A 22,123-nucleotide genomic window follows, 5' to 3' on the forward strand; every position below is an offset into this window, starting at 1 on the left:
CCCATTTGCTCAAGATCGAGGTGATGCAGCGTCCGGGCGAGGCGGGCAATGCTTCTGTGCCCAGCAAGCCTTGTCGTTATCGCTGCTGCAACACGCTATCGCGTTCGCCGTCGGGGTTTTGCGATGAGCACCAATCCGAAGTCAGTGGGTGGAATCGATGGGGTCGAGGCACTGCCAAAGCGCGGGGCTATGACTGGGCAAAAAATTCGAGACTGGGTCATGCAGCGAGATTCCGGCTTGTGCCAACCATGCGCTAAGTCAGGCGCTGTGTCAGCGGGCCAAGAGGTCAATTACATTGACCCAAAGGCCCAAGTCAAGCGACCGGGCTGGACCGGCGAGCAAATGGATGCAAGAGAAAACCTTCAAGCAATCTGCAGGGCTTGTCACGCTGCCAAAGCGGCGCGGGAGACGCGAGGGCTGCTTGCCCACCTCTGTCCTGATCGCCTCAGCCAGGGACTCAACGCGGCGGGTCGTGCGTTTACCAAGCGGAGCATCCAGCTCGCAGAGTGCTTCGGAGTGGCGTCGCATTCTGTAAAAACCGTCTTTTGACACGAGTCTTCCAACATTTGAAGATCTCTTCGTCAGCTCTCGCTGGCGTGGTGAATGATCATGTTTTTAAACATCGGGTGCACGAAAACGTGGCGCCTGTTTCAAAGCGGGAGGGTATGTGAATTGGTTTGTCGGTGGAGAAATGGAACATCGACTTACATGTTCTTGTGCTGATAGGACTAGCGTGCGAGGCTCCACTCATTGAAGGAGTTGCTATGAAAGTGCTACTTTTAATTGCTGTAGTTGCTGGTGCTCTGGCTGGATGTGCGATGCCTGCGCGTGATTCAGGGCGCGCGCCAGATCAAGGTGCAAGTCAGACTATGGGCGCAATGGATAGGGATGGCGATCGCTGGATGTATGACGGTCAGGGCGGTATGCGCTCTTGGGCTGGCGGGGATGCCCCCTTCTTCGGTGCCCGCAACAGGTAGGCGCACATCTGCGCAATCGAGCGGCATACTGCTGCTACATACTACGGACCATCAAGGCTTTGCCTTGAGGCATTGAACAGTCTTTCATCCAGCCATTCTGCGTGCATGCCGGGACAAGCAAAGGCATCACGTAGAGTGGTGCGTGCGGGAATCGGGTCTAAGGCTCGTGGGTCTAGGTGTACTGAGCCAGAGCAACAGCAGCGATAAGGTGGCGATTGATTGCCACCGATCTTTCAAAATGAGCCTCGTGGGGGCACTTCGTGAAATTGGTAAATGAATCGACCAGATTTTTTTAGATAGCTGCCAGCCTCACGGAATTACGTCTCTCAAACTCTATTGGAGACAGACCATCAGCAGACGAATGTCTGCGAATGGGGTTGTAGAACATTTCGATGTAGCTGAAGACATCGCTGTGCGCCTCTTGCCTCGTAGGATAGGTTTTTCTGCGGATGCGCTCCCGCTTAAGCAACTGAAAAAAACTTTCAGCAACTGCGTTGTCGTGACAGTTTCCTCGCCTGCTCATACTCGATTGCAGGTTGTGGCTAGCAAGGAAGCGCTGCCATTCATGGCTTGTAAATTGGCAGCCTTGGTCAGAGTGCACGGTCACGGTATTGCATGGTCTTCTACGCCAGAGCGCCATATGCAATGCATCCAAGGGCAGCTGGGTATCAATGCGGCTACCTGTTGCCCAGCCAACAACTTGGCGTGAGAACAGGTCAATTACCGTTGCCAGGTACAGCCACCCCTCATGAGTGCTGATATAGGTGATATCAGTCACCCAGACTTTGTTCGGAGCATGCACGGTGAACTGCTGCGATAGTAAGTTGGGAGCCACGACTGCTGGAGCACCTCCTCGCACACGAGGGCGTCGTCCGTAGCCTCGCTGAGCCTTTAATCCCTCACAGCGCAGCAGTCTTGCTACCCGGTGCCTGCTGCAGGTCTCGCCTAAGTCACGCATGTCCAATGTCAACTTGCGGTAGCCATATACGCCACCGCTTTCTAGCCATGCCTGCTTTAGAAGGCCCAATAGACGCTGGTCATCGGCCGCACGTTGACTGAGCGGCCGAACCCTCCAAGCGTAGTAACCACTGGGGTGCAATTGCAGCACCCGGCACATGCGCACAACGCTGTAAATCAACTGGTGCTTGGCAATGAAGGCGTACTTCAGTCGCACTGGCGAGCGAAGTACGCCGCCGCTTTTTTTAGGATGTCACGCTCCTCGGTGACCCTTTTGAGTTCTGCTTTGATACGGCGTAATTCTTCGCTTTGACTGACTTGCTCCTGCCGCTGAGCTGCGGGGATTTGCTGCAGTCGAATCCACTTATACAGACTATGCGTGCTCACGCCTAAACGGCGTGAGACGTCGGCTGCGCTGTGGCCGTGTTCCAAGATTTGCTTGACGGCCTCAATCCTGAATTCTTCTGGGTAGCGTTGTGCGTTCATATGGACTCCTATTTGAACGGAAATAGGAGGCTGTGAACTATCTACAAAAAGTTGGTCGATTCAAAACATGACGCGCGTCTTCATTGGCTGGCCGTCAATTCAGCCTGTGGCCCATGCTCTTCGCCACGAGGCAAAGCCCAGCCTACAGAGCGCTCCGGAGTGGCGTCGCATTCTGTAAAAACCGTCTTTTGTAGCGAATTTTTCTACAACTGCGGATGGCGCTGTCTGCTCTCGACGACGAGTTAAAGGATCAGGTTATTAACTATCGGGTCTTCGAAAAAACCAAGCCTGCTTTAAAGCGGGCGGATAGGCGAATTGGTGCGTCGGTGGCGGAATAGAACATCGATTTACACACTCCTTCCTCGGTAGGGCTAGCGTGCTTGACTCCACTCATTGAAGGAGTTGCCATGAAAGCGCTACTTTTAATTGCTGCGGTTGCTGGTGCACTGTCGGGGTGTGCGATGTCATCGCATGATCTCGGGCGCAATACAGATCGAAGTGTCAGCCAGACTATGGGAAACAATGATATGAGCCGTGAATGGGGACGTGGGGCGTATGAAGGTAAAGGTGGTACGCAGTCCTGGGCTGGCGGGGACGACACTTCTGCAGGTCTTGGCTGGCGACATGATTAGGAAGGAAGAGCCTCATCTGGTGCAGCTAATTGGCATGCGTGCTGGATCGGTTCGTTCGGCTTTGCCCAGGCTGAGATGCCAATTTTGTGGCTCGTTTTAGAACGACAGGCTTGTGTACGATGCTCAAAGGCGGACAGCTGAAATTTTTGGTTCAGTCCAGTTCCTGCACTCCGCCGCCCGAGACGGTGAGGATTTGCCCGCTGACCCAACTCGCAGCGGGTGAGCACAAGAACAGTGCTGCATTGGCAATGTCTTGCGGTTCGCCCAGACGCTGGATGGGGGTGTGCAGCAGCATGGCTTTCAGGATGTCATTGTTGAGCACGGATTCCAATGCATCGGTGCGTGTGGCGCCGGGGGCGATGCCGTTGACGCGGATGCCCATGGGGCCCAGATCAAACGCGATATTGCGGATCAGGTGGTTGGCCGCGGCTTTCGATGCACCATAGGCCGCCATGCGCCGGTTTTTGTTCTCGCCTGCCATGGAGGTAATGGCCAGCATGGCTCCGCCGCCGGCCTTTTCCATCTCAGGGGCTGCCAATTGGGCCAGCCGGAACATGGAGAACACGTTCAGATCGAAGGCTCGCCGAAACTCCAGCATAGACATGTCAAATGGTTTGGGACCACCGCCGCCAGCATTGCTGACCAAGAGGGTCAGCTTGCCAAAGCGCTTTGTTGTCTGTGCAATCAGCTGCTCCAGCTCTTCTTCTCGCGTTACATCGCAGGCCATGGCTGCTGCATGTCCGCCCCGGGCTTCGATGCCTTGTGCGACTGCAGTGGCTGCCGCGAGGTTCAAATCGCTGACCATCACGGCAGCACCGGCGGTGGCAAAGGTTTCAGCGATGGCTCGGCCTATGCCGGCGCCTGCGCCGGTGATGACGGCGACCTGCTTGTCGAGTTGGAAGTGATCTGGCTCATACATGGTGAAATCCTTTTCAGCACCTGCCGCCTGGATGGAGCGGCATGGCAAACAACGTCAGGCTGAAAAGATGGTAAACCAGTTGGCGCAGAGCCGCGTGTTTTCAGCAGGCATGGGTTTGGCGGCAGCTCTGTGAAAAGCGCGGAACTCACTCGTTGAGTGAGGCCATGTGCAATCCCATGGGAGCGGTGGACTCAAAGGAGATGTCCGGATAGTGGGTCCCAGCGACATGCACCCGGTCGCGGCCGGCATTTTTTGCGCTGTAGAGAAGCTCGTCGGCCTCTTTCAACACCTTCTCCAGCTGATCTGAATCTGTGATGGGGGCGATGCCAAAGCTCATGCTCAAGTCGGGGCCTTGGGGCAGCACAGTTCTGTCGGCGCTGAGTTCGCTGCGGATGCGTTGAGCCACGCTTTCTGCATTTTGCAGATCGATGCGCGTCAGCAGAAGAACAAATTCCTCTCCTCCAAAGCGTGCAACCAGATCATGGGTGCGAAGGCAGTGTTGCAGTGTGGAGGAGACCAGCTGCAAAACCTGGTCGCCACGATGGTGGCCCCAGGCGTCGTTGATGCGTTTGAAATGATCAATGTCACCGGCCAAAACGACCATGGGATACAGGCGCTTGTCGGCCATGCGTTGCTGGGCCGCTTCATGAAATGCCCGGCGATTGAGGATCTTCGTCAGCGCGTCATGATCACGCTCTCTGCGTAGCTGATTGATGGTTTCTCTGAGGGTGATGGCGCACATCAACACCGTGAAGAGCAGCGCGAAAAGCAGGATGCTCATCAATGTGATCAGCCAATAAGTGGAGTGCACAAAACCCTTGGGATCGGAAAAACCCAGGAGCGAGATGAGCAGCGGCCGTGTGAAGGTGTAGGCCGTGAAAATCACGCACAGCCAGAAGAATGCCTGGTCTAGTCGCTCTTTGGAACGCTGCTTTTGAAGGGCTTCCCAAATGGGCAGCAGCAGCACCAGGCCTGTGCCTATGCTGAATGAATTCACTCGCGCCCACATGTTTTGCTCAACCCGGCTGAAATAAAACAGTGCCGACAACGTCGCAATGCTCACCATCAGTGCGACCCGAGGGTGTATCGATACATTCCAGCGCTCTGCCCAGCTCCTGGTCAGGCACCACGAGCCCAGTAAGTACAGCGCTCCTACCAGTACCGCGTAGCGCTGGAGCACATCGGCGGAAGCGAAGCTTTGAAATCCCAAGGGAACGGCAGTCAATGAGTATGCCGAGCACTGCCAGAGAAGGAAGCGCTGTTGGCGTTGGACCAGCCAGCAAGTGCCCAGGAGAGCAGCCAAAAAAAGAATGGCGATGGACGGGGCTAGTACAAAGACATGGTCGTTTTCTATGGGCATGTCGTTATTGATGCAGCTGAAGCGGCGCTAGATGCCACGGCTTCAAGAAAGGGTGCTTGGCTCTAATCAGGTCCGCAGAAGTTGCGGGTTCTGTCTCTTTTCCCTATGAGATAACAACTGGATGCAATTGTCAGTGCTTTATATTTTTTGATTCTGGTTTTTTTGCAAAAAGAGGCATCGTCTGACTGAGAGATGGCAGCTCGCTAAGTGCCAACCCTTGCTTGGGCTGAGTGGAGTACGCCCGATCAAGTGCCTGTTGCGCATCAGAGATTTCTGAGGGTTTGGCGACAGTGGGTGATGGTGGAACACGCTTGCTCGGTAGTCAGCGCATGAGCAACTCGCGGGTGTCTATGAACTCACCGAGGCCGACCGGTGCACCAGCACAGGAATGTGGGTGTGGGTCAACACCCGTTGGGTTTCGCTTCCCAGCAAGATGGCGGCTATGCCTCTGCGGCCGTGGGATGCCATGTAAATCAGATCGCACGCGCTTTCTTCTGCCTGGTCGATGATTGCCTGGTAGATGGACACGCTGGTTACGCGAACGAATTTGCTGCCCACACCTTCCTGCCTGGCGATCCGCTCCATGTACTGCAACGCATTGTCGGCGTCGGTGTTCACGCTATCTGTAAAGTCGGTGTGGTTGGCCGACAGCAAAGCATCTGCGCCATAGATGACGGTGCGGTAGTCCGGCATCACATACAGGCCCGTCACCCTGGCATTTTGCTCACGGGCAAAGCAGATGCCGGAGCGCACGGCTGCCTCCGATAGTTTGGAGCCATCTGTGGGGATCAGCAGATGTTTGAACATGTTCAATCTCCTCACGCAATACGGAGAGTGCGTTGCTGTCAATCTATTCCAGTCTTTGTACCCTCGCAATACACAGAACGAAAGTCATCCGCGTTGCTGCCTGGCGTTACTCCGTGATCTCGAAGGGAATTCGGGTCAGGATTTCGCCGGTATCCTCGATTTCGAACTGCCGCTCATTGAGCCAGTTGACCTTGAGGTGATCTGGTGTCAAGAAGAATAGATCCCCTGGCTTGATGGCCATGCCGTAGGGTGTGGTGATCTCATCGAAGCTCTGGTGGGCCAGGATCAGGCGCGGTGCGCCGTGGCCGTCTCGTGCGTAGATGTGCCCCAGGAATTTGCTAGATGCGCACATAAACGCTCCCTTCATAGCGGGTGTGAGCGGATGTTTCCATGGCTGGCCGCTGGGGCCAATACCCTGTTTGATAGATCCGGCTATATGGTTGACAATATTTAAGTTTTTATTTGAATGGAAAGTGCCGCTCACACTTACATATCAAGCGTTGATAGCTATCAAAATCAATGAACTAAATCCCATATACAGCTTGCCTAGTGGCTGAAGCGAAACCGGCTGAAAATGCATGTGAGGCATTGCTGGAAAATTGAATTGCCGGTAGTAATTAGCGCTAGCCGACGCGATGTGAGGCGGATGGCTGGGAGTAAGCAAAAAGGCAGCGCGCTTGTATGCGTTGCCTTTTTATTTTGGGGCGGGCTTCAGGCTGGATTGGACTGACAGGTCTCCATGCCGAGTTGGTCCTTAGCGGCATGACACATTGCGCCAACTGAACTTGCCGTCGTTAAAGCATTCCGTCCAGATGGCCATGGCGGGCGCCTTGCGCGACGAGAAGGTGATCTGGTTGGGAATTTTGGGCCCCAGGGCAGCCGGTTGACCTACCTTGTCCAGCACCTGTACCACGCACTGGCTGGCGTCCTCGCTGTCGTTGGAGTCCAGCACCACGCAGTAGGCCTTGGCGAAATCTTCCCACGCCTGCAGCTTGGTGACGTAGGTGTGCAGGCGCACGTAGGCGCGGTTGGCGTTATTGGTTGTGAGGTTGGGTTTGTTCATGTGCAGACTCCCAAATGTTTGCAACGATGGACTTCAAAATCATTGGTTCACAATGTTTTGCATTCGCAACCTAGTTGTATCAAGTGCTTGTTGTAATAGATGTAGGAGTCTGAATCGTGTGGGGATAGGCTGAGTGGAGCCCGGTTGTGAGCTTGGGTGCCATGCCCCCGTGGTTGCTGGCTTTCAGTGCTCCATGCCCAGAGGCAGAGTGTGGGCTCGCTTTCCGACTACAGAATGTTACGTGCCGTGTTTATCGGGGGCCAGTTTTGCTTGTAGGAGTCGGTGCCGTCGGCGTGCTGGGCCATGGTGACGGTGTCAGGGTCCATTTCTGAAGGCGTGCTCCAGAAATGGGTCGCTTGAGATGTCGTCGCTGATGACGTCCTAAACCTAGTCTGCATCTTCCTCGAACACCACCGAGGGCGTCGCGACCACGCGTGCAATATCCGAGGAGGTGAGAATGGCCCCCTTGCTCAGGTAGCTATAGGGCGTGTCGGGTTCCAGCGCTGCGCTGGCCAGATGGGCCTTGGCCTGATTGAGTGAGATATAGAAGCTGTCCACGGGGGCTTCAATCGCACCGCGGGTCAACACGGGGCTGCCGCCGGTGCTGGTGACTGGCTGGTAGGAGTCGGCCAGTACCTGACCCGCTTCAGCCACTTGCATCACTTGCACGCCCAGCAGGCGCAGGCGCTCAGCGGCCTGGCTGGAGCTTGCCGACAACCAGTAGCCGCATGGCCGGGCGCGGGTTTTGCTGTTGTTCAGCTGCAAAGCCGAAGTCCAGTTCACGCGCACCTGCTGTTCGGCGCCGGATTGAGCCTGCAGCATGTTGATAGTGCGTTGCTCCTGCATGGGCTGGGCTTCCACAACCAGTTGTTTGCGGCAGGCCTGTGAAGCGATGTCACGGGCTACAAAATCTTCTACTTGATGGAGGTTCTTGGCCTTTTCCGCCGTAGTGCGAAGCGCGCTGGTGGCTGCGGTGACCAGGGTGTGGACACGGCGCTGGATATGCAGAGAGCCCAGATCTGCACCGCGGCTGGCGACCATCAGAGCCGCCGCGTTTTTCAGGCTGCTGGAATTGATCAGGGTGTCCGGGGTCACGCTGTCCATGGACAGCGATTTATCGCTCATTTGCTCGCTGGTTTGGTAATACCACTCGTTGCTCAGGCCTGCCTGGGTCAGAGCGCTGCGCAGAGCCTGGGTAAACCATTCGCGCGAAGCCTTGGTCACAAACTCGTGCGTGTTGGCGGTGTTGGCGTATTGCAGCAGTGCGTCGTAACGCTGAACGGCTTGGTATTTCTGCAAGAAAATGCCGCCAGCCTGGTACTCGCGCAGGTCGACCACGGCCGCAGGGCGGTAGTCACGCATCAAGGTGGCCAGGGCGCGGGCTTCGGGAGTGCTCAGCAGCAAGTGGTCGTTGACAAGGTCAGTGCCATCGGCCGTGAGGCGGCTGGCGGCTTCCGCGCCATCGGGGTTGGCGCGCGGCACGATCACCACATTGATCTTCTGCAGCAAAGGCTCCAGCAGGCCGCGAGGGGCCAGTTCGCGGGCAATGATCAGCAGTGCTTCTGCGCTGGCCGGCTCATCTCCGTGCTGTTGGCCCACCAGGAGCACTGTGGGGCGATCGCTGTTGTTGAGTGCCGTGGCCTGCGTGCTGGCTGCGTGTGTGGCGACCAGTGCCTGGATGGGTGTGCCGCGCTGCGTTGTGCCGATGGTGATGACGGCCAGTAGATTGCCCGACCCCTGTGACTTGCTGGCCAGTGCCTGCAGCCAGTCGGAGACCTCCGCTTGAGTCGTGAAGCTTTGGCGTTGGCTGCTCAGTCCGGGAGTCTCATAGCGCACCGCCGGGTCGGGGAATCGCTCTTCAATGGCCGGGTTATAGGGGAGAGATCTCAACGCGGGGCTGGAAGGTACTGCTTGGGCGGTGGCCGCGCCGGCTGTCGGCTGGGCCGCGCTGGTGGATGCCGGGACGCTTGCCGTGGCAGGCTTGGCGCCTGGGTCAGGCCAGGATGAAAGCGTGACGTTGGCGCAGGCGGTAAGCATGACGACGGCACCCACAGCGGTCAGCCGCAACATGCCAGACGGCCAATTGCTGGCAGAACGCAAAGCACGGGGTGACATGTGTGTGGGCAAAAAAGTCATAAGTCAAAAATTGGATGAATCTAAAGAGCTGGCCAGAGAGGGCATGGCCCGAGCTTCTCATACTCTGGCTGCATGTTATTCCTGCAGGCTTGCGGGTCGCTGTCAGCGCGCTGCCATGAAGAGGGTGGAAAAAGCAAAAGGGCTGCAATGGGATGATTGCAGCCCTTTTTCTGAGAGGTTAAGCGCTTGGCTTTGTGTCAGCTATCAGCGGTTGTAACCGCCGCCAGAGCCACCTCGGTTGCCTCCGCGGTTGCCGCCGAAGCCGCCACCACCGCCACCGCTGCGATTGCCGCCAAAACCGCCACGGCGGCCGCGATCAGCCATGCTGTCTACGCTGGTGCGCATGGGGTCTGGCTGGCTGCCAGCATTGCCACGCGAAGCATTGCTGCGTGCATGGCCTTGTTGGGTGCCCAGGTGAGCATCTGGACGTGGTGGTTGCTCGTCATAGCGGCCGCCACTGCGTTCGCGATCACCAAATTGGCGGGCACCACCGCGCTTGGGTGCTGCGCGCTGATCGCCTTGAGGGCGAGGGGCGCGATCGCCCTGGCCAAAGTTGCGGTCTCCACCGCGATCACCATGCTCGCGATGGCCCTGGGCCTGTCCTTGACCGGGTTCACGGTGCTCGCGGCCGCCTTGCTGGCCGCCGGCGCTGCTGACGCGTCCGCGGGGCTTGTGGTTGCGTGCTGGACGGGGCGCCGCGTCATGGGCTTGTTCGCCAAAGCCTTCACCGGCTTGCTTGGCATCGGCGGAGCGGCCATTGGAGCGGCCACCACGACCACCGCGATCACCTTGGGTGGTCTTGGTGGTGCGGATACGTTCCATCATTTCCTGGCGCGCAGCCTTGGCAGCGGCTTGCATCACATCGCGGCTAGGTGGCTTGCCTGCACCGCCCCAGATGGTCTGGCGGCCCATGGCGATGGGTTCTGCCTTCTCGCCATCTTCAGGGCCAAAACCTTCGAGCACCTGCACAGGGATTTCCTGCTTGGTAAAGCGCTCGATGTCCATCATGAAGCCTTCTTCATCCATGCACACCAGGCTCACGGCATTGCCTTCACGTCCGGCGCGGCCCGTGCGGCCGATGCGGTGCACGTAGTCCTCGGAGACGTTGGGGATTTCGTAGTTCACTACGTTCGGCAATTCGTCGATGTCGATGCCGCGTGCAGCGATATCTGTAGCAACCAGGGCACGCAGCTCGCCGGTCTTGAAGCCTTCAAGTGCCTGGGTACGGGCGCTTTGGCTCTTGTTGCCGTGCAAGGCCATGGCCGAGACGCCATTCTTGGTGAGGTAGTCGGCCACATTGTTGGCGCCGAACTTGGTGCGCGTGAACACCAGCACCTGGCTCCAGTTGTTTTCCTGGATGATGTGCAGCAGAACCTGCTTTTTCTTACCGCGACCCACGGGGTGGATGATCTGCTTGATGCGCTGCACCGTGGTGTTGCGGGGCGTGACCTGGATGGATTGCGGGTTCTTGAGCAGGCCGTTGGCCAGTTCGCGAATTTCATCGCTGAAGGTGGCGGAGAACAGCAGGCTTTGCTTGTTCTTGGGCACCAGGGCCAAAACCTTCTTCACGTCATGGATAAAGCCCATGTCCAGCATGCGGTCGGCTTCGTCCAGAATCAGCATTTCGACGGTGGACAAGTCCATGAAGCCTTGCTGCGCCAGATCCAGCAGGCGGCCCGGTGTTGCCACCAGTACGTCCACACCTTTTTCGATGCGGGAAATCTGCGGCTTCATGCCTACGCCGCCAAAGATGACGGTGGAGTTGATGTCCAGATGCTTGGCGTAGTTGCGCACGTTTTCTTCAACCTGCGCAGCCAGTTCGCGGGTTGGGGTCAGCACCAGAGCGCGAATGCCCTTGCCGCCGAATTTGTTGCGAGGTGCAGTGCCGTTGGACAGGCGCTGCAGCATGGGCAGCGTGAAGGCTGCAGTCTTGCCGGTGCCGGTCTGGGCGCCGGCCAGCAGGTCGTGGCCTGCAAGTACCAGAGGAATGGCCTGGGCCTGGATGGGCGTGGGGTTCTCGTAACCCTGCTCTTGCACGGCCTTGAGGATGGCGGGAGCCAGATTCAGTTCTTCAAATGTCATTGTGATCAGTTGCGCCAATCCTGGGCGCGGGGTATCAGCCTGTCATGGCGGCCCGTAGGGGGTCGCCCGACCAGTCTTAGGCAGATAAAGTTGCGTGTTGGGAGCCCGGACCGCAAGCCCTTTGTCCCCAGCTGAAGTGCTGCTGCAATAGGCAACTGGAAGCCTGTTGCGAAGGGTATTGTCGCATGCACCGATAATCATGGCTTGCTTGCTGTCATAAGCAGCACATTTTTTTTGCATAGAACCAAGCAACTCTAAGAGTCATACATGGCCCAATACGTCTTTTCGATGAACCATGTCACCAAGACGGTGCCTCCCAAGCGCCAGATCTTGAAGGACATTTCTCTCAGCTTTTTCCCCGGCGCCAAGATCGGCGTGCTGGGCCTGAACGGCTCCGGCAAGTCTTCGCTCTTGAAGATCATGGCCGGCGTCGATAAGGAGTACGAGGGCGAAGCCATTCCCATGGCTGGCCTGTCGATTGGCTACCTGCCCCAGGAACCCCAGCTCAACCCCGAGCACACGGTGCGCCAGGCGGTGGAAGAAGCCATGGCCGAGGTGAACAACGCCAAGGCACGCCTGGAAGAGGTGTACGCCGCCTATGCGGAAGAGGACGCCGATTTCGATGCCCTGGCTGCCGAGCAAGGCGAGCTGGAGTCCATCATTGCCGCCGCAGGAACCGACTCCGAGCACCAACTGGAAATTGCCGCCGACGCTCTGCGTCTGCCCGCCTGGGATGCCAAGGTCGGCCTGCTGTCCGGTGGTGAAAAGCGCCGCGTGGCTTTGTGCAAGCTGCTGTTGTCTAAACCCGACATGTTGCTGCTCGACGAACCCACCAACCACTTGGATGCCGAGTCTGTGGACTGGCTGGAGCAATTCCTGCACCGTTTCAGCGGCACCGTGGTGGCTATTACCCATGATCGCTACTTCCTCGACAACGCTGCCGAGTGGATTCTGGAGCTGGACCGTGGTCACGGCATTCCTTACAAGGGCAACTACTCCGACTGGCTGGTGCAAAAGGGCAATCGCTTGGAAGCCGAGCAAAAGGGTGAAGAAGCCCGTGCCAAGGCCTTGAAGAAGGAACTGGAGTGGGTGCGCCAGAACGCCAAGGGCCGCCAAGCCAAGTCCAAGGCCCGTATCGCCCGCTTTGAAGAGCTGAGCGATTACGAATACCAGCAGCGCAACGAAACACAGGAAATCTTCATTCCTGTGGCCGAGCGCCTGGGTAGCAAGGTTATCGAGTTCAACAACGTCTCCAAGGCGTTTGGCGACCGCTTGCTGATTGACAACCTGTCCATGAACGTGCCTGCCGGCGCCATCGTCGGCATCATTGGCCCCAACGGCGCCGGTAAGTCGACACTGTTCAAGCTGATTGCCGGCAGGGAGCAACCCGATTCGGGTACCGTGGATATTGGCTCCACCGTGAAGATGGCTTTTGTGGACCAGCACCGCGATGCGCTGGCCGACGAGAAGACCGTGTGGGAAGACATTTCCGGCGGTCTGGACATCATCACCGTGGGCAAGTTCCAAATGGCCTCGCGTGCCTACGCCGGTCGTTTCAACTTCAACGGCCAAGACCAGCAAAAGAAGGTCGGCAACCTCTCCGGCGGTGAGCGTGGTCGTCTGCACCTGGCCAAGACCCTGATCCAGGGCGGCAACGTGCTGATGCTGGACGAACCCTCGAACGACTTGGACGTGGAAACTCTGCGTGCCCTGGAAGACGCGCTGCTGGAATACGCCGGCACCGTGATGGTGATCTCCCACGATCGCTGGTTCCTGGACCGTATCGCCACCCATATCCTGGCAGCCGAAGGCGATTCGCAGTGGGTGTTCTTTGACGGCAACTACCAAGAGTACGAAGCCGATAAGAAGAAGCGTCTGGGCGAAGAGGGCGCAGCCCCCAAACGCATGCGTTACAAGGCGTTAAAGTAAGCTGGTAAATGTCTCCTGACCCAGTCAGGAGAGGGTATTCTTGCGGCCATGAATTTCGCAAAAGTACCCGTTTCCGTGTTGCGCACCTGCCTGGTTCAGGCAGTGCGCAATGCGCAAGCGCTCGCTTTGCGATTCGTGCAGCGTGCGCAAGTGGTGTTGCAGCCGTTGGCTTCAGTGCCGCTGCTATCTGGCGAAACGGCTTTGCGTGCCGCCGCCTATCAAGACCTGCTGAGGCATCACGACAGCCTGGTCAATGGCTATCCGCAGGCCCTGCTTGAGGCCTTGCTGCAGGCCGCGCGCCAACCTTTTTCCTCCTCCGCAACGAATGGCGGTACCGACCATTTGGTTTCTTGTGCTCCGCTCGATGAAGCGGCGCAAAGGCAATCGCTGCTGAGAATGCAGCTACAGCAGGAGCTGGCTTCGCAGGTCGAGCTGGCCCTGGCCGATCTGGACTCACTGGTCAGTGCCGCACAGGGCATGGCCCGCGTGCAGCCCGAGAGCAACCCTCTCAGACCCGAAAACTATCTGCGTGCACTGGCGCAGGTCATTGGCTCTATACCGGTCGATGCGGCTGTGGCCGAATGCTGGTTGCAGTGCATGGGGCGTTCGCTGGGGAGCTTGCTGGCTTCCGAATATGCACGGGCAGCAGCCTATCTCAGAGAGCAGGGCGTTGTGCCCGCCCGTTATGGCCAGCCCGCACAGACCACTGATGCCTTGTTGCGCCGCCGCAGCGACAGGGCCGCCTTGCAGCGGCCAGGCTGGCAGGCGGCGCCGCAGTATGGCGACGCGATGGGCCAGAGTCGCGCCTATGCTGCCCAGCACGAGGATTTGCTGACTCTGCGCGTCTTGCAAGAGCTGATTTCCGATCCCCGCTGGATAGACGACAACCTTCACTCCATCCCCCAGGCATTGACCGATTCCATGCTGCAGGGCTTGGGTGAGCCGTCGCACGCTGGCTCCTTTGGTCTCAATAGGACGGATCTGGGCGTGCTGTCCCCTTTGCTGGCCGAACCCGATGTGCTGCAGGCAGGCTGGACCTCCTATTCCGCGACGGCCCTGGAGACCATACAACACCATCCCAGCCAGATCGCTCAGCTATTCAAGGCGGTAGAGCCTGCACCCACGGTATCGCCCCAGGTTCGTACTTTGCTGCGCATGATGGTGCACATGACTGGCGATGTGCGCCTGCAGCCTGCCGTGCAGCGTGTTTTGCGCAGCCTCGAGCCGGTGCTGATACAGCTGGTCGAGTTCGATGGTCGATTTTTCGAAGACAGCCAGCACCCCGCGCGCCTGCTGCTGGACGAGCTGACCGCGCGAAGTCTGTGGTTCCCCAATGAGGCCGCACCGGGCTTTGCCCATTTCATGCAGGTCACGCAAGCGGCAGCCGTACAGCTGACGTCTCTGTCGACCGTGGATGCCCAGGGCTTTGCGCAGGTGCTGCAGCATATGCGCGAAGGTTGGAGCCGCGCCGGTGAACATGCTTTGCTGCAGCAGCCAGCTGCGGCTGGTTTGAACAGAGCCCCGCAGCAAAGCAGCTATCACGGGCCGTTGAGTGCGGCTCTGAAGTTTGCCGATGAGCACCGCCGTTCAGCGCATGAGGCACAAGCTTCCATGCCGGACTCTGCGCATATCGCCCAGGCCATTGCCCGCTTGCCCAGCGCCCAAGGCGTGCCTGAGGACATTCTGGATTTTGTGACCGGCCCCTGGGCCCAGGTCATTGCAAGCGCACAGCAACATCTGGCCTCGCAAGCAGGCCAGTCCGAGAATGACCCCGGGGGATATATGGCCCTGGTGCCCAGCCTGTTGTGGAGCGTATCCGCCCATGCCTGCACCGATGCTCGTCGCCTGGCCATGCTCGCGCCCAGACTGCAGACCCGTCTGGCCAACGGCTTGCGCAGCGTGGGCCGTACCGAAGCCGAGATACAGGCCTTGGCTGCCCGCTTGGCGGGATTGCATCAGGACGCGCTGGATACCGGTCTGGCCCAGGCCTCGTCTCGGCCAGATATCGCCGCCGAAGCCGACGTGCTGGACATGCTTCCCAGCATGCTTGGCTCGTTGGACGGCGCAGATGAAACCCTGCATGCACCTTTGCAGAAAGCGGCGGTCTTGAACTTGCCGCGCTCTGGCGCCAGTGCCAAAGAGAGGCTTGGCCTCCGCTGGAAAACCCGGCCAATCGGCGTGCTGGAGGCTGCATTTGCCGGCTCGCCTTCAGCGCCTGCTGAATTGCTAGGATCATGGAATAAAAGTGCTGTAGCCCAATTGAATAAAGCGCAAGGTGCTGCTGATTTTGATGTGCGAGTAGAAAAAAATTCAGGCCATCAAACCCTGTTTTCCAGGGCCGAGCTGACTACGCCGCAGCCTGAAGAGGAATGGGCTTTGGGCTGCTGGGTTGAGTTGAGCAACGAACGTCAGCAGTTGCGCACGCGGCTGACTTGGGTGAGCCCTCAGCAAACCCTGTTTCTGTTTACTGCCGCCGATGGCAGCACCCAATCCATGACCCGCCGCATGCGGGACAAGTTGCTTGCCCAAGGGCAGTTGCAGCGGATTAACCGGCAATGAGCGCCATTGGAAAATTGCGCACTCCAATCGGCTTGTTGCAGAAATCCGTTTGCGGGTAGCCCAACCAATTGAATCGGTTGAGATTGGGTTTGCCGCTGGCAGCGGCAAACCCAGAACAAGGTCTTGTTCAGCCGCAGCGTCAATGCCCCGGTGTTGCACTGCTTGGCGTGGTGCGATAACAGGGCATTGACTACCGAGCCCTGAGCCTCAGGACTGGTGAATACGGTGTTTTAAATCCATGGCACGCCGTAATAGTCATAGACGCGGCGGCCATAGTCGTCGGTGTATTCAGGTGCCCTGTCCTGCGCATACTTTGGCGCTTTTTCCAGCTGCTCCTTGGACAGCGAGACGGCATATCCTCCCAGGTTGGTGTCATATTTGAGCGTGTCCCAGGGCAGTGGATAGCGGTCCGTGCCTATGCCCAGAAAGCCGCCGAATTCCATGACCGCATATCGAACCTTGCCCGATAGCTTGTCGATCATGAGCGAATCTATGGAGCCCAGCTTGTCGCCTGCCGGGTTGTATACGTGAGTGCCTTCAACTTTCGACGAAGAAATGATGCTGGATGCTGTATTCATGGTGTCCTCCAGGACTGAGTGGATGTGAGTGATAGACGGGCGCTGGCGAGGTGAAGCGCGCAGTCGCTGTGGTTGGGCGGTGAATGGATGCGCGCTGCTTAGCGCCGGCTCAGCATGAAGCCCAGGAGTGCGCCCACGGCCAGCGCACCGCCGACCGCCCGCCAGGGCGACTCATGCAGATAGTCATCCGCATCGTGTACCAGTGCCTTGGATTGCTCGACGGCATGGGCCGAGGTTTCACGCATCTTTCCCAACGCCGTCTCAAGTTGGTGGCGTACCTGGGTCAGTGCCGGATCGGCTGCCTTATCTGCCGAGGACAGCAAAGCACGCAAGTCCTCCAGCAGCAGGTCAAGGTCTCCTCGCAGGTCAGGAGTCTTACTTTTTCCGAATCTCATAGCGAGCCTTTGCTTGAACTTAGGATGACCCAGATTAAGTGCCTGACCTCCTCAATCTTGTAGGCCAAGCCCCGCCACAGCCTCTTGAATTGTCACCACAAGCTACGCGCGTTCACATCGGAAATCGTCAGTTGCACTTTTGACTGGCTGTGCGTCGATGAATACCGTCTTTCTCCACCTGGGAGGCTGGGCTGCGTGGCGCAAATAACGGACCGTATCCGGCCCATTTAGTCGCCCTAGGGCAAACGTATTTCGCGGTTTCGGTGCCCGATAAGGACACAAAAAAACGCCGTATCTCACATACGCAAACAGCACCGCTCGTATGGCCTACAGCGGCCGGAGGGTGCGCACCTCACACTGAATTCATGAAAGGAGGTTTCTATGAATGCGAAAGCCAAAGACCAGCGCAGCGCGGCCAATCCGGATGAAGTCAAGGTCAACCTGGCCCACAAAAGTTCTGCAAGCGCTCCCGGCAACCAAGCACAGCTGCCGCATGAGCGCGATCAGTCTCTTCACGCAACCGGCAACCGTGTACACCCCGAAATGCAGCAGGCTCATCAGGACCTCAAGAAAGGCCTAGTCGACACCGATGCACGGGCCAAGGACGGCCGCCCTCTGGGCAGCAGACGGCGCACAGAGTAGTTCTCACCGCCGGCTTACTCTCTCTCTCTAAAGGAGTCTCCCATGCCCTATATTGAAATTTCTCAATCTAGTGCGCCTGCGGTGCAGCTGCACTATCAGGATTTTGGTCAGGGGCCGCCGATTGTTCTCATCCACGGCTGGCCGCTGAGTGGGCGAACCTGGGAAGCGCAGGTCAGCCACTTGGTTGATGCCGGCTATCGCGTCATTGCCTATGACCGCCGTGGTTTCGGAGCCTCTTCCCAGCCCTGGAGCGGCTATGACTACGACACTCTGGCCGGCGACCTGCACGAACTGATCACGGTGTTGAAACTTGAGGATGTCACGCTACTGGGTTTCTCCATGGGCGGCGGCGAGGTGGCGCGCTATGTGGGCCTTTACGGCACGAAAACCGTTAGACGAGCCATCTTCGCGGCCGCCGTGACGCCTTATCTGTACCAAACCAAAGACAACCCCGAAGGCGCTGTCACGGACCAGGACATCCGAGCCAAGGAAGATGCGGTTCTGACGGACAGGTTGGCTTTTCTGGAGGGGTTTTCCAAAAAATTCTTCACCGATGCCACAGGTCACCAATGGGTGAGCGAGCCTCAGCGCGAATACGCCAGAATGATTGGCGCGTGGGCTTCGGCCAAAGGCTCGCACGATTGCATAGGCGCTTTCTCCAGAACAGACTTTCGCGCCGATCTGCAGAAGTTCGATATTCCCACCCTGGTCATTCATGGGGACAGCGACCAGATTGTTCCGCTGGAAGTCAGTGGCGCCAGAACCCACAAAGCCATCCAAGGCAGCCGCCTGCATGTGATCAAGAACGGCCCGCACGGCTGCAATCTCTCGCATGCCGAGGAATTCAACAAGGCCGTGCTTGATTTCCTGAAAGCCGGCTGAACCGCGGCACTTTATTGCGCATCCATCGCAGACCTTGAGTTCTTGCGCGCGGTCTTGAGTCTTCAAGCTAGCTGTGCAAATCCCTGGCTGCCGGCAGCGTGGGCTGATCTGCAATCTCCACGGCGCAGGCCAGCAAGATGGCTCTGGCCGTTGCCACGGCCACAGCTTCTGCGGCCAGGGTGCACAGCGTCATCATGCCCAGGCTTTTTCCGGCTTGGCCGGTGCCCAGTGCAAACAGGCTGTCGCCGTCGCTCATGGTGTGCACGGGATTGATGGCACGGGCCAGGCCGTCATGGGCCACCACGGCCAGTCTATGGGCCTGGGCCTTGGTGATTTGCGCATCGGTGGCGACCACGCCAATCGTGGTGTTGCTGCCTGCCAGCACGGGGCGGGGCTCGGCGCCGGCCAGCAGTGCATCGCGGGTATTGAGCAGTGCTGCGCCGTCTTCCGAGCGGGCGCCGGCCAGCAACTGGCCGGTATAAGGGTGGTAGACGTCGCCCAAAGCGTTGCAGGCGATGATGGCACCCACGGTCACGCCGTCTACCGTGAAGCTGGCCGTACCTATGCCGCCTTTCATGGCGCGGCCGTGGCCAAACACCTTGCCAATCACGGCGCCCCTGCCTGCGCCCACGCTGCCCTCGGCGGGGCGCTCCATGCCGGCTGCCTGGCACGCGGCATAGCCGGCGGCGGCATCGGGGCGTATGCGCATATCGCCCATCATCACGTCAAACAGCACGGCAGCAGGCACCAGCGGAATCCTGCCTACGCCTATGTCCAGCCCCGCGCCTTGTTCTTCCAGCCAGCGCACGGCGCCGGTGGCGGCGTCCAGTCCCCAGGCGCTGCCGCCGGCCAACATGATGCCGTGCACCTGCTGCACCAGATTGCTGGGGTGCAGCAAATCGGTCTCGCGGGTGCCCGGGGCCGCACCGCGTACGTCCACGCCGGCGACCGCACCGGCAGGGCAGAGCACGGTGGTGCAGCCCGTGGGCCGGCGTGTGTCGCTGAAGTGGCCAACGCTGATGCCTTGCACACGGGCGATATGGCCGCTGTGAGCGATGAGGTCTGGGGCCGAGGTGATCAAAGCAGCTCTCTTTTCTTTATATCTATTTGCAGATAAACAGATGGATTTTTATTCTTTGGGGTTAACCCGCAATCGGTTCATACTCGCTTCATTCTGACAGTGACTAGCCCGAAAGCGGCTTGCGCTGTCCACAGCTTTTCAGATTCAGGAGTTTTGATGTCCGCCACTTATTCTTTTGCCGCCAGCCGCCGCGCAGTTCTGGCCACCGCAGCCGCTGCCTTGCTGGTGACGGTGGGCGCTTCAGCCCTGGCGCAAGATTCTGCCAAGAAGAACCTGCTGATCGGCGCCACAGCGGGCTCCAACTATGACCTGCTGCAAAAAGGCATCCTGCCCCAGCTGCAGAAAAAAGGCTACAAGATCAAGCTGATCGAGTTCAACGACTATGTCCAGCCCAACCTGGCCCTGTCCGATGGTTCGCTGGATGCCAATTTCTTCCAGCATCGCGCCTATTTCGAGCAGTTCACTGCCGACCGCAAGCTGGCGCTGAGCGCCATTGCCCAGGGCCCTGTGGCTCCGATGGGCGTGTACAGCAAAAAGCACAAAAGCCTGGCCGACGTGAAGAACGGTGCCAAGGTCGCCCTGCCCAATGACCCCAGCAATCTGGCCCGTGCGCTGCTGGTGTTGCAGCAGGCCGGCCTTGTCCAGATCAAGGAAGGCGTGAACCCGGCCCGTATCTCCGAGCTGGACCTGGCCGCCAATCCCCACAAGCTCAAGTTTGTGGCGCTGGAAGCGGCCCAATTGCCCCGCGTGCTTGAAGATGCCGACTTTGTCGTGGTCAACGGCAACTTCGCCGTTTCCTCGGGCTTGAAGCTGACGGAAGCCGTGGTGCTGGAAAAAACGCCCGATCTGTACCTGAACGTGGTGGCCGTGAAGACCGGCAACGAAAAGTCCCAATGGGCGCAGGATCTGGCGGCAGCCTACCGCTCGCCTGAATTCAAGACCGTGGTGGACACTCAGTTTCCCGGCTATTCCAAGCCTGCATTCCTGAAGTAAGTAGTCTGCGCAAGACCGTTGGCTTCAAAAAGGGACCGGATCTGCCGGTCCCTTTTTCATGTGCGCTCAGATGGCTCAAGCGTCTGGCTCCTGGTTCAGCGCGACCTCGAACCGGGCCAGCTCTTGCTCCAGCGTGCCGCGCTGTCTAAAGCGCTTTGCTGCGCGCTCATACCAGTTTTCGGCATCCTCCAGATCACCCTCCTGCAAATGCAAAATGCCGTGCAGCCAGGCGGCAAGCAGACCCTCTATGTGTTGTACACGGTCGTGTGCAGTATTCCATTGGCCTGCACGCAGCAACTCAAGGATGTCGCGCAACTCGGCGGTGCTGTGGCTCATGGCAGCTTGGGCAGCAGGGCTTGCTGCACCGAATGGCTGTCCACGAACTGCTCCATGCTCACGATTTTTCCATCCTCAAGAAGATAGAGGTGGGCAAAGCTGGCGGTCATGGCCTTGCCGGTCTGGCGATAGGTTCCCGAATAGATGCCGAAGGCGGCCACCCGATTGCCATCGGCCAGGTAGGTGTGGACGCGGGCCCGGTAGTTTTCCCATTCCGTGGCCAGGCGCTGGAACACGCCGGCCAGGATCTGCTCGGCGCCGACATAAGTGCCTGCGTAGGGAAAGCCGGCGGCTTCCGTCCAGCGGGTATCCGGGGTCAGCACGGCCAGCAGATGCTTGCCGTTTTCCTGCGGCGAGCCTTCATAGGTTGCGCGGATGATGTCCAGATTTGTCGTCATGTTTAGCCCCACTTCATCTCGCCCTTGGCGACCTTGGCTCCGATCTGCAGCGCAGCAGCCAGGCCTGCATTGGGGTAGCGCTGCTTCATGGCGGCGATCAGCGCCTCGCTGTTGGCGGCCCTGGCCAGTTCCTGCTCGAAGGCCAGCAGATATTCGCGGGTGTAGTGAACGGCCGAGACATCCAGCGCGCCCTGGGCTGCCATATGGCCGGGCACGACCACGGCGGGCTGGCGTGCAGCGATGGCGTCCAGATTTTTGATCCAGGCAGCACGAGCGGCGGGAGTCGGCGTATCGGCCGTCCAGACATGCAGGCCCGAGAAGATCAGCACGCCGCCGAACACCGCATTCAGCGAGGGCACCCACAGGTAGCGGCGGTTGTCCATGCCCTGGGCTTTCACGATCTCTATGGTCTTGCCTTCCAGCGTCAGCGATGGACCGTCGAAGGCTTGGGGAAAGACGATATCGGCCAGCTTCTGCGGACCGTTTTCCTTGAGCTGGGGAGCCCAGGTGTCGATCTTTTTTTGCACATTGGCACGGATGGCGGCCAGCGTGTCGGATGCGGCAATCACGCGGGCCTGCGGAAATGCGGCCTTGACCGGGCCCAGGCTGAAGTAATAGTCGGGGTCGCTCTGGCTGATGTAGATGGTGGTCAGTGTCTTGCCGGAAGCCTTGATAGCTTGCACCACGGCATGGCCGTCGGGCAGGGAGAAACCTCCGTCAATCAATACCGCTTCTCGCTCGCCAGACAGCAGCACCGGGGCGCGGAAAAAGCCTTTTTCACCAGCCGGCAGATGCTTCCACTGCAGGGGCGCGCTACCCGTTTTCGATGGGGCGGCACAGCCTGCCAGAGCGGAGGCTGCGCCAGCGGCAGTTGCGGTGAGAACGAAGTTGCGGCGAGTCAGCATGGTGGT

At 58.8% G+C, this 22,123-nt stretch carries 21 protein-coding genes and 1 pseudogene; 7 read left to right on the top strand and 15 right to left on the bottom strand.

The features are described from left to right. Positions 1 to 219 precede the first annotated feature (219 nt). The gene (locus EAO39_RS08905) at positions 220 to 549 is read left to right on the top strand and encodes an HNH endonuclease (protein WP_120970851.1); all 330 of its coding nucleotides are present in this window, start codon (positions 220 to 222) and stop codon (positions 547 to 549) included. A gap of 479 nt (positions 550 to 1,028) precedes the next feature. Here EAO39_RS08905 and EAO39_RS22915 read toward each other — a convergent pair. The 3 genes and pseudogenes from EAO39_RS22915 to hdhA form a co-directional block, all read right to left on the bottom strand. Beyond that, positions 1,029 to 1,217, bottom strand: a pseudogene (locus EAO39_RS22915) (hypothetical protein). Between the two features lie 52 nt (positions 1,218 to 1,269). Beyond that, a protein-coding gene (locus tag EAO39_RS08920; RefSeq protein WP_120967072.1) for an IS3 family transposase occupies positions 1,270 to 2,420 on the bottom strand; the annotation gives its coding sequence in 2 pieces (ribosomal slippage) (positions 1,270 to 2,171 and positions 2,171 to 2,420; 1,152 coding nt in all). Positions 2,421 to 3,203: 783 nt separating this feature from the next. Continuing rightward, positions 3,204 to 3,971 carry a 7-alpha-hydroxysteroid dehydrogenase gene (gene hdhA, locus EAO39_RS08930; protein ID WP_120967074.1) on the bottom strand — a complete coding sequence of 256 codons (768 nt, stop codon included), beginning with the start codon at positions 3,969 to 3,971 and terminating at the stop codon, positions 3,204 to 3,206. Here hdhA and EAO39_RS23060 point away from each other — a divergent pair. Further along, positions 3,970 to 4,104 (top strand): hypothetical protein, encoded by a 135-nt coding sequence (locus EAO39_RS23060; protein WP_276209273.1) that lies wholly within the window; start codon positions 3,970 to 3,972, stop codon positions 4,102 to 4,104. The genes hdhA and EAO39_RS23060 overlap by 2 nt on opposite strands. A gap of 12 nt (positions 4,105 to 4,116) precedes the next feature. Here EAO39_RS23060 and EAO39_RS08935 read toward each other — a convergent pair whose 3' ends face one another. The 6 genes from EAO39_RS08935 to EAO39_RS08960 all read right to left on the bottom strand — a co-directional run bounded on the left by EAO39_RS08935 (position 4,117) and on the right by EAO39_RS08960 (position 11,419). Continuing rightward, positions 4,117 to 5,331 carry a GGDEF domain-containing protein gene (locus tag EAO39_RS08935; protein WP_120967075.1) on the bottom strand — a complete coding sequence of 405 codons (1,215 nt, stop codon included), beginning with the start codon at positions 5,329 to 5,331 and terminating at the stop codon, positions 4,117 to 4,119. Positions 5,332 to 5,679: 348 nt separating this feature from the next. Then, positions 5,680 to 6,138, bottom strand: a complete 459-nt coding sequence (locus tag EAO39_RS08940) for a universal stress protein (RefSeq protein WP_120967076.1) — start codon at positions 6,136 to 6,138, stop codon at positions 5,680 to 5,682. A gap of 106 nt (positions 6,139 to 6,244) precedes the next feature. Further along, a complete protein-coding gene (locus EAO39_RS08945; protein ID WP_120970855.1) occupies positions 6,245 to 6,490 on the bottom strand; it encodes a hypothetical protein in 246 nt (81 codons plus the stop codon). Between the two features lie 402 nt (positions 6,491 to 6,892). Next, the gene (locus tag EAO39_RS08950) at positions 6,893 to 7,201 is read right to left on the bottom strand and encodes a hypothetical protein (protein ID WP_120967077.1); all 309 of its coding nucleotides are present in this window, start codon (positions 7,199 to 7,201) and stop codon (positions 6,893 to 6,895) included. A gap of 387 nt (positions 7,202 to 7,588) precedes the next feature. Continuing rightward, entirely contained in the window at positions 7,589 to 9,271 is a 1,683-nt protein-coding gene (locus EAO39_RS08955) for a M14 family metallopeptidase (RefSeq protein WP_240466933.1), read from the bottom strand. Positions 9,272 to 9,541: 270 nt separating this feature from the next. After that, positions 9,542 to 11,419 (bottom strand): DEAD/DEAH box helicase, encoded by a 1,878-nt coding sequence (locus tag EAO39_RS08960; RefSeq protein ID WP_120967079.1) that lies wholly within the window; start codon positions 11,417 to 11,419, stop codon positions 9,542 to 9,544. Between the two features lie 267 nt (positions 11,420 to 11,686). Between EAO39_RS08960 and ettA the strand changes: the two genes are divergently transcribed. Together ettA and EAO39_RS08970 are read left to right on the top strand one after the other, a co-directional pair. Beyond that, positions 11,687 to 13,348, top strand: coding sequence for an energy-dependent translational throttle protein EttA (gene ettA, locus EAO39_RS08965; protein WP_120967080.1), 1,662 nt, complete (start codon positions 11,687 to 11,689; stop codon positions 13,346 to 13,348). 48 nt (positions 13,349 to 13,396) lie between these two features. Further along, positions 13,397 to 15,907, top strand: a complete 2,511-nt coding sequence (locus EAO39_RS08970; protein WP_120967081.1) for a DUF1631 family protein — start codon at positions 13,397 to 13,399, stop codon at positions 15,905 to 15,907. Between the two features lie 230 nt (positions 15,908 to 16,137). Here the strand turns inward: EAO39_RS08970 and EAO39_RS08975 are convergent, their stop codons facing one another. Together EAO39_RS08975 and EAO39_RS08980 are read right to left on the bottom strand one after the other, a co-directional pair. After that, complete coding sequence (locus EAO39_RS08975) at positions 16,138 to 16,485, bottom strand: PRC-barrel domain-containing protein (RefSeq protein ID WP_120967082.1); 348 nt, start codon at positions 16,483 to 16,485, stop codon at positions 16,138 to 16,140. Between the two features lie 98 nt (positions 16,486 to 16,583). Beyond that, entirely contained in the window at positions 16,584 to 16,880 is a 297-nt protein-coding gene (locus tag EAO39_RS08980) for a DUF883 family protein (protein WP_120967083.1), read from the bottom strand. Between the two features lie 381 nt (positions 16,881 to 17,261). Between EAO39_RS08980 and EAO39_RS08985 the strand changes: the two genes are divergently transcribed. Continuing rightward, positions 17,262 to 17,522, top strand: a complete 261-nt coding sequence (locus EAO39_RS08985) for a hypothetical protein (protein ID WP_120967084.1) — start codon at positions 17,262 to 17,264, stop codon at positions 17,520 to 17,522. Between the two features lie 42 nt (positions 17,523 to 17,564). Next, a complete protein-coding gene (locus tag EAO39_RS08990) occupies positions 17,565 to 18,404 on the top strand; it encodes an alpha/beta hydrolase (RefSeq protein ID WP_120967085.1) in 840 nt (279 codons plus the stop codon). Between the two features lie 67 nt (positions 18,405 to 18,471). On the opposite strand, the gene EAO39_RS08995 is transcribed toward EAO39_RS08990, so the two are convergent. Continuing rightward, a complete protein-coding gene (locus tag EAO39_RS08995; RefSeq protein ID WP_240466934.1) occupies positions 18,472 to 19,485 on the bottom strand; it encodes a P1 family peptidase in 1,014 nt (337 codons plus the stop codon). Positions 19,486 to 19,641: 156 nt separating this feature from the next. On the opposite strand from EAO39_RS08995, the gene EAO39_RS09000 reads away from it, so the two are divergent. Next, on the top strand, positions 19,642 to 20,478 hold the full coding sequence (locus EAO39_RS09000) for a MetQ/NlpA family ABC transporter substrate-binding protein (protein ID WP_120967086.1): 837 nt from the start codon (positions 19,642 to 19,644) through the stop codon (positions 20,476 to 20,478). Positions 20,479 to 20,553: 75 nt separating this feature from the next. On the opposite strand, the gene EAO39_RS09005 is transcribed toward EAO39_RS09000, so the two are convergent. The 3 genes from EAO39_RS09005 to EAO39_RS09015 are packed head-to-tail and all read right to left on the bottom strand — an operon-like array spanning position 20,554 to position 22,117. Next, positions 20,554 to 20,814: a hypothetical protein gene (locus tag EAO39_RS09005; RefSeq protein WP_120967087.1), complete on the bottom strand. Its 261-nt coding sequence runs from the start codon at positions 20,812 to 20,814 to the stop codon at positions 20,554 to 20,556. Further along, positions 20,811 to 21,212: a nuclear transport factor 2 family protein gene (locus EAO39_RS09010; protein WP_120967088.1), complete on the bottom strand. Its 402-nt coding sequence runs from the start codon at positions 21,210 to 21,212 to the stop codon at positions 20,811 to 20,813. The genes EAO39_RS09005 and EAO39_RS09010 overlap by 4 nt, the downstream gene beginning before the upstream one ends. Positions 21,213 to 21,214: 2 nt before the next feature. Beyond that, positions 21,215 to 22,117, bottom strand: coding sequence for an MBL fold metallo-hydrolase (locus EAO39_RS09015; RefSeq protein ID WP_120967089.1), 903 nt, complete (start codon positions 22,115 to 22,117; stop codon positions 21,215 to 21,217). Between the last annotated feature and the right edge of the window lie 6 nt (positions 22,118 to 22,123).

Origin of the sequence: Comamonas sp. lk (assembly GCF_900564145.1) — a bacterium.
Classification (GTDB): Bacteria; Pseudomonadota; Gammaproteobacteria; order Burkholderiales; family Burkholderiaceae_C; genus Comamonas.

Bases quoted from the DNA above. Each gene is read 5' to 3' on its own strand.
- EAO39_RS08905 (WP_120970851.1), top strand. From the start codon at position 220: ATGCAGCGAGATTCCGGCTTGTGCCAACCATGCGCTAAGTCAGGCGCT.
- EAO39_RS23060 (WP_276209273.1), top strand. From the start codon at position 3,970: ATGGTGAAATCCTTTTCAGCACCTGCCGCCTGGATGGAGCGGCATGGC.
- hdhA (WP_120967074.1), bottom strand. From the start codon at position 3,971: ATGTATGAGCCAGATCACTTCCAACTCGACAAGCAGGTCGCCGTCATC.
- EAO39_RS08935 (WP_120967075.1), bottom strand. From the start codon at position 5,331: ATGCCCATAGAAAACGACCATGTCTTTGTACTAGCCCCGTCCATCGCC.
- EAO39_RS08940 (WP_120967076.1), bottom strand. From the start codon at position 6,138: ATGTTCAAACATCTGCTGATCCCCACAGATGGCTCCAAACTATCGGAG.
- EAO39_RS08945 (WP_120970855.1), bottom strand. From the start codon at position 6,490: ATGTGCGCATCTAGCAAATTCCTGGGGCACATCTACGCACGAGACGGC.
- EAO39_RS08950 (WP_120967077.1), bottom strand. From the start codon at position 7,201: ATGAACAAACCCAACCTCACAACCAATAACGCCAACCGCGCCTACGTG.
- EAO39_RS08955 (WP_240466933.1), bottom strand. From the start codon at position 9,271: ATGTTGCGGCTGACCGCTGTGGGTGCCGTCGTCATGCTTACCGCCTGC.
- EAO39_RS08960 (WP_120967079.1), bottom strand. From the start codon at position 11,419: ATGACATTTGAAGAACTGAATCTGGCTCCCGCCATCCTCAAGGCCGTG.
- ettA (WP_120967080.1), top strand. From the start codon at position 11,687: ATGGCCCAATACGTCTTTTCGATGAACCATGTCACCAAGACGGTGCCT.
- EAO39_RS08970 (WP_120967081.1), top strand. From the start codon at position 13,397: ATGAATTTCGCAAAAGTACCCGTTTCCGTGTTGCGCACCTGCCTGGTT.
- EAO39_RS08975 (WP_120967082.1), bottom strand. From the start codon at position 16,485: ATGAATACAGCATCCAGCATCATTTCTTCGTCGAAAGTTGAAGGCACT.
- EAO39_RS08980 (WP_120967083.1), bottom strand. From the start codon at position 16,880: ATGAGATTCGGAAAAAGTAAGACTCCTGACCTGCGAGGAGACCTTGAC.
- EAO39_RS08985 (WP_120967084.1), top strand. From the start codon at position 17,262: ATGAATGCGAAAGCCAAAGACCAGCGCAGCGCGGCCAATCCGGATGAA.
- EAO39_RS08990 (WP_120967085.1), top strand. From the start codon at position 17,565: ATGCCCTATATTGAAATTTCTCAATCTAGTGCGCCTGCGGTGCAGCTG.
- EAO39_RS09000 (WP_120967086.1), top strand. From the start codon at position 19,642: ATGTCCGCCACTTATTCTTTTGCCGCCAGCCGCCGCGCAGTTCTGGCC.
- EAO39_RS09005 (WP_120967087.1), bottom strand. From the start codon at position 20,814: ATGAGCCACAGCACCGCCGAGTTGCGCGACATCCTTGAGTTGCTGCGT.
- EAO39_RS09010 (WP_120967088.1), bottom strand. From the start codon at position 21,212: ATGACGACAAATCTGGACATCATCCGCGCAACCTATGAAGGCTCGCCG.
- EAO39_RS09015 (WP_120967089.1), bottom strand. From the start codon at position 22,117: ATGCTGACTCGCCGCAACTTCGTTCTCACCGCAACTGCCGCTGGCGCA.